Source organism: Shewanella saliphila (assembly GCF_014648295.1).
Lineage (GTDB): Bacteria > Pseudomonadota > Gammaproteobacteria > Enterobacterales > Shewanellaceae > Shewanella > Shewanella saliphila.
The window spans coordinates 1-4391 of sequence record NZ_BMQV01000082.1 but is presented as its reverse complement, the minus strand read 5'-3'; the positions used below and the strand labels follow the sequence as shown (position 1 = coordinate 4391).

2 protein-coding genes are annotated in these 4391 nt (G+C 42.4%); one reads left to right on the top strand and one right to left on the bottom strand.

Features of this window, described 5'->3' with window-relative positions; translation table 11 throughout:
- Positions 1-328: 328 nt before the first annotated feature.
- Positions 329-2281 carry a monovalent cation:proton antiporter family protein gene (locus tag IEY48_RS20050; RefSeq protein WP_188923315.1) on the bottom strand — a complete coding sequence of 651 codons (1953 nt, stop codon included), beginning with the start codon at positions 2279-2281 and terminating at the stop codon, positions 329-331.
- Between the two features lie 161 nt (positions 2282-2442).
- Here IEY48_RS20050 and dgcS point away from each other — a divergent pair, with 161 nt between their 5' ends.
- Positions 2443-3327 carry a diguanylate cyclase DgcS gene (gene dgcS, locus IEY48_RS20045; protein ID WP_188923314.1) on the top strand — a complete coding sequence of 295 codons (885 nt, stop codon included), beginning with the start codon at positions 2443-2445 and terminating at the stop codon, positions 3325-3327.
- Positions 3328-4391: the final 1064 nt, after the last annotated feature.

Here is a 4391-nt window from a genome sequence, read left to right as displayed (position 1 = left end):
CATCCAGAGCGATGGTCAAAAGAAGAGCGAAACTGGCAACCAATAGGCGCTGTGGCGTTAAATCCAGAGCAACATAAAGAAGTTGCTTAACAATTTAGGCGACAACTGTCTTGAAAAACGCCGCTTGTTGATTAATGGATTGATCGATTTAGAGACATTGATGGTGATGCTGTAACTCCCGTGCATACAAAAAAGTTTTGCATCGTGGCTTTGTTGGCAAAATAACATCTGCAATTGGATTGCGTTGTCACTTTGAGCCATAAAAAAACACCATCACTTTGCAATGATGGTGTTTTTAATGAGCAATAACATTGACGCAGAACGGCCCCTAGCCTTGTAATAAATACTCTTCGGCTTTTTCAATGCTGCGCGGTTTGCCCACTAGCATCAAAATATCATTACGCCTTAAAATCCAATCCGCAGGTGGTGGGTCGATTTCTTCACCACGCCGACGTACGGCCCTTAGTTCAACATCTAAGGTTTGCCACGGAATATCCGCCACCGTTTTCCCGACCGCACTGGCGCCATTGGCTAAAGACACCGCATGCAATAAGTCGAGGGTGAAATCGGTTTCGGTACCAGAGAAAAAACCGTGTAAATACTGGTAATGGTTACGACGCTCTGACTCTAACCGTTTAATAATCCGCGCTAATGGTACGCCGCATTTAAATAATACCTGCGACACCAACATTAAACTGCCCTCAAGAGACTCTGGGATAACTTGCGTCGCCCCTGCCTCTTTTAGCTCATGTAAATTACTATCATCGCGAGTGCGTACTAAAATTTTCACTTCGGGAGCGAGCTTTCTGGCTACCGCAAGACACTCTTCTGATTGCCTTGGCTCACAAAATGTCACCACCACAAGGCTAGCCTGACGAATACCCATTTTCTTTAATAACGCCATACGACAAGCATCACCAAAGTATATGTTTTCTCCTGCCGCTCTAGCCTCTGTCACACGCGTTGGATCAAGGTCCATCACCATATAGGGTACGGCTTCGGTTTTTAAAAATCGGGCAATGGTTTGTCCCACTCGGCCGTAGCCTAAAATCAACACTAGATCATTATCATCACTCACAGGCAAACGGATTTCTACCGGTTCATCTTGTGGTTTGTTGTTTCCGCCAGTGAGCTTTTGGGCAACATCAACACTGTGACGAATTAGCCATGGCGCTATCGACATTGAGATCACCGCAACCGCCACGAGTACCGTACTGACTTCGTTTTCAAGTAATTGATAATTCACTGCCAGTGCCAATAATACAAAGCTAAACTCACCCACCTGGCCCAAACTAATCGCGGTACTTAATGCAATTTTAGCTTTCTCGCCCACTAATTTCAGTAAACCATACACAATAACAATTTTAGCCAACACCACACTGATTAAAATAAGCAGCACTTGCCACCAATATTGCATCACTAAATTAAAGTCGAGCAACATGCCTATCGAGATAAAAAACAGTCCCATCAACAAATCACGAAATGGCCTAATATCAGCTTCTAACTGTCTTCGATATTGACTCTCACCTAACAACATACCGGCAATAAATGCCCCTAACGCCATGGACAACCCCAGCCACTGGGTAAACGCGCCAGTGACTAATGCCACCACTAAGGTTGAAAGTACAAACAGCTCATTTGAGCGTGACCGCGCGACTTCATCAAAAATACGCGGCAATATCCATTTACCAAACGACATTAAGCCTAAAAAGGCCAAAATACCGGACAACAGCCCCCAAGCTATGGCGTTAAAGCTCATTTGGGTGCCATCATTGGCCAATAACGGCATTAAAATTAACAAGGGTACGACGGCTAAATCTTGAAATAACAATACACTGACCGACAACTCACCATGGCGACGACGCAGCCAGCCTTGTTCATTCATCAGTTTTAATACAATGGCGGTTGATGACAATGCAATCGCCGAGCCAATCACCACAGCTGCCACTAAGTTTTGCCCTACTAACATGGCAATCCCACCGGCCACCAATGCAGTCACAATCATTTGCGCGCTACCCAAACCAAATACAGTGCGGCGCATTGCCCATAGCCTCGGCACCGAAAACTCAAGCCCGAGGGTAAACATCAACAACACTACCCCAAGTTCGGCAACTGACTGCATTTGCAACTGGGTAAACCAATGAAAGCCACTAGGGCCGCTCACCACACCCGTTAACAAGTAGGCCAATATGGCAGGTAAACCAATACGGCGTAATAATGCAATCGCCACGATCGCAATCACAAGCATTGAGAGAATATGAATAAAAATGCTGTGTTCCATTACGGTATGGGCTCCTTGTCAAAAAAATGTCGAAAGGCAATTCGCGAATATCTAGTCACTACAGTAAATCATCAAACAGCTAATAACTATAGAATTTTTTTCATGGGCACGATTATTGCTATAAACAAAGTAATTAGTTGTAACGTACTGGAGTAAACACCATGGATTTCGCATCTACATCAGAGCTGTATCCTGAAGACTACTGGTACCGTTCAGACGCTTACTTGAATATGGACTCAGAACTTGACCTTATTCAGGTAATTCAACAACTACATGGAAGTTTAGATCCTAGGACAGTTTTTGCCTGTTTCGGCAAAATTCTAGGACAACATTTGCCGATTAAAGGAATGCAGTTGACTTTAGACAAACAAAAGTTTGTCTGGGGACGTCATTACGGTATTGAACTGCAACGTACTATTGCAGACAAACAAGACCTATTTGCCGTGACTTATCAGTTAGCTGCGCCGCTTAGCTCGGAGCAATCTAGCCTGTTAACGCGACTAGAAAGCATGCTTATTCAGCCACTCAATAATGCACTCAAATACCAAAGCATGTCTAATCAAGCCATGTTTGATGCATTAACAGGGCTTGGCAACCGTTATTATTATCGCCAAGCAATTAGTACCGCCTTAGCTCGAGCCAATCGTCATCAAGGCCAGGTGTCGTTGGTAGTAATTGATTTAGATAAGTTTAAGCAACTTAACGATCGCTATGGTCATAAAGTGGGTGACTTTGTTTTAGTGGGCTTTGCCGAATTAATTAACGAAGCCATTCGTAATACCGACCAGGCATTTAGAATTGGCGGTGATGAGTTTGTGATTATCACCCAAGGTGACACACTAGCTGCTGAAATAGTCTGTCAGCGAATTATTGACATGATGCCAAAGCATGCCGAACTCATTGAGTATGACATTCAATGTAGCTTAGGAGTTGCAGAGTCGATTCCTCAACAAGAAGCCGAAAACTTATATGAGCGCGCTGACAAAGCTATGTACGCTGCTAAAGCAGACGGACGTAATTGTTATCGCATCAGTGAAGGTGACTAACCTACAAGCCATATAGCTCTGTGTTTGAGCAAGCAACTAATTAATTATGTCGCCCTTATTCTGCATAGAATTAGGGCGTTTTAGTCATTAGCTTATTACCTACCACGAAGTTCAATACACTTTAAAATTCACTCATTGCCAATTTCACGTCTTTCTTAATGGCATTTTTAGCTGGGAACTAACCTAAATGTTAGGAGTATGGGCGCTTTATTTGTTGTCAGTGCTAATAACCTAAGGTCGCTAACATTGCGGCGCTTCGCCCATACAAGAGACAGAATAAACGTTACTTTGATTCAATATATCTAAATGAGTCTGTCAGTTTATATTTGTCTTCCCGGCAATGCTTTTGAGCCGGGATCCAGGTGTTAGCTTTGCTGTTTGTGTTTATGTTCTTTTTTGTACTCATGGCCTGCGGCCACTAACGTCGTGGCGCTTCGCCCACACCAGAGTATGAATAAACGTTACTTTGATTCAAGATATCTAAAATGAGTCTGTCAGATTATATTTGTCTTCCCGGCAATGCTTTTGAGCCGGGATCCAGGTGTTTCATTTACTGTTTGTGTTTATGTACTTTTGTACTCATGGATGTGCGTGAAAGGCCATGTGAGCTTCACGCATTCACTTATAAAGAGTCTTCAACGGCCTCAAGTTCAGAGTTGAATTTAACTATTTGAAAGCTGAGACTAACTCGTTTTTGGACATTTCTGAGTTACGAATGCCATCAGTGTATGCCTTGTTCGCATAAATAAAAATATGGGAAAATTCTATATCAGTGGCCAGTTTTAGTGAACCACTATAGATTTCAGTTTTGAAAAATATGGAAAATTCTAAACATGTGAAGTAATGGTGATTCAATACGGCCAATATTTATCGGCCGCTACAAATATTGATTGTTACTAGAGCGAATTTATCACTTATAATTGCACTATAATGGCTTCCTTATTTGCAAATTGATAGATTTCTAATTCCATGAAATTAAATTGATAACACCATTCCCCATATATTTAAAAGTGATTGTCACTATTCCACCTGAGTTATTCATATTTAATAAAGACTCACACAAC